Raw genomic sequence first — 2,030 nt, 5'->3', positions numbered from 1 at the left:
CCACCCGCCGATCCGACCGCCTCGAGCGGCGCGACCGAACCGATGACCTGGCCCACCGACAGCGCGGTATCCGCGACCTCGCCGCTACCGACCGCGCGCAGGCCCTCGGAACCGAAGCCGGGGCCGCCGATGGTGATCTCGTCGGGGATCTGGTCCGCCACACTCTGGCCGAGGCCCTCCGCCGAGCCCTGGCCGATCGATTCGGCGGACAGAGTGCCGGCACCGGCGCCGGCCGTGGGCTGGGCATGGGCGGCGGCGGGGATACCGACGATTGCCAGGGCCACCGCCGCGGCGGTCGCGCCAACACGCGCGGCCCGCGCTCCGAACACACGGTTGTGGGACATCCTTGAAAAGCCTCTCGTCGCACGCCAGGGCTCCGACGACCCTCGCACCCATGCAGGGTACTACTGCAATGCCGAGGTGAGCCGCGCGACGTTGTCGACGTAACGTCCCAGCCACGGACGGTTCATCCAGGTTTCAAGATCGAGGGTGGTGCAGTCGTCCAGATAGTGATCCACGAGGTCGTGGAGGTCGGACACCGCCTCCCCGCCCAGGACCAACATGCTGACCTCGAAGTTCAGATTGAACGACCGCAGGTCCAGGTTGCTCGATCCCACGATTCCGGCGTAGTCGTCCACCAGCATCATCTTGGTGTGCAGGACCGCCGGATCACGGAACCGGTGGATCGTCACGCCCGACTCCAGCAGCGCGCGGAAGTACGACCGCTGCGCGTGATGGACCATGAACTGGTCGGCCTTCTCGGGCACGAAGAGCTCCACGTTCACGCCGCGGTACGCCGCCGAGGTCAGGGAGTGCAGCAGCGCCTCGTCGGGGATGAAGTACGGGCTGATGATCCGCAGCCGCTCCCGCGACTGCGAGGTCAGCTGGGTGAACATCCGCAGGTTGGGCTGCGTGCGATACCCGGGCCCCGACGGCACCAACTGGAACGCGCTCAGCGGGTCGCCGGCCGTGGGATCGCCGCCGACCGCGCGGGGGGCCTCCGGTGGGCCCTCCGCGAGATCGTTGACGGTGTCGATGACCTCACCGCATTCGGAGTACCAGTCCACCGCGAAGACGGCCTCCATCGCGTGGACGATCTCGCCGCGGACCTCCATCATCACGTCCACCCACTCGCGGCCGAGCTTGGCGTTGCGCCTGCTGCCGTAGTTCCGGTCGATGAGGTTCTGCGAGCCGACGAACCCGTGCTGGCCGTCCACCATCAGCATCTTGCGGTGATTGCGCAGGTCCGGGCGGCGGAAACGGCCGACGAACGGGTTGATCGGGAGCATGAGGTGGAACTCGACCGGGGTGTTCCGCAGGCGCTTGCGCAGGACCTTGTAGCCCTTGTATTTCCCCGACCCCAGGTGATCGGCCAGGACGCGGACCTCCACGCCCCGCTCGGCCGCCTCCACGGCGGCGGTGAAGAACTCGTCGGTCTCATGGTCCCAGGACTGGGCGTAGAACTCGATGTGGACCCGGTGCGAGGCCGCCCGGACGGCCGCGGTCATGGCCGCGAGCGATTGCGCGTAATCCGAGTGCAGGTCCTCGTACTCCCCCGACATGCACGGGATCTCGGTGAGGGTGCGGTTCATCTCGAGAATCGTCTGCACGCCCGGCGCGACCCGCACTCCCACCGGGACGGTGGGCCGGTCCTTGAGCGCGTCCTCGTACAGCTGGTTCGCCTGGGCCTGGATGACGTGCCTGCGTCCGGTGATGTACGGGTTGCCGAACAGCAGGAACAGCGGCACGCCGATGACCGGGACGAACAGGATCGCGAGCAACCACGCCTGCGACGAGCCCGGCTGCCGGTTCTCCGGGACCATGCCCAGCGCGAGGATCTTGATCGCGTAATCGATGATGAGGATTGCCGAGGTGACCCCGTCGGGGAACGGCAGGAACGACAGCTCCTGTGCGGCCGGATTCACCCGGTCGCCTTGGTCAGCACCGTCCCCATGGGCAGGGCGCGCGGGTCGATGATCGCGCCGTTGCGCATGGTCCACCGCACCACCCCGGCCAGTGCCCGCTGGGAG

At 68.3% G+C, this 2,030-nt stretch carries 1 protein-coding gene and 1 pseudogene; both read right to left on the bottom strand.

Going from position 1 to position 2,030, the window contains the following annotated elements; all coding sequences use genetic code 11:
- A pseudogene (locus G6016_RS15395) lies at positions 1-344 on the bottom strand (hypothetical protein); the annotation flags it as partial.
- A gap of 60 nt (positions 345-404) precedes the next feature.
- Positions 405-1,904 carry a cardiolipin synthase gene (gene cls, locus G6016_RS15390; protein WP_187354662.1) on the bottom strand — a complete coding sequence of 500 codons (1,500 nt, stop codon included), beginning with the start codon at positions 1,902-1,904 and terminating at the stop codon, positions 405-407.
- Positions 1,905-2,030: the final 126 nt, after the last annotated feature.

The organism is Dietzia aerolata, assembly GCF_014144865.1.
GTDB lineage: Bacteria > Actinomycetota > Actinomycetes > Mycobacteriales > Mycobacteriaceae > Dietzia > Dietzia aerolata.
Note: the sequence above shows the minus strand (reverse complement) of the source record. Positions and strands in the feature narration are given on the sequence as shown.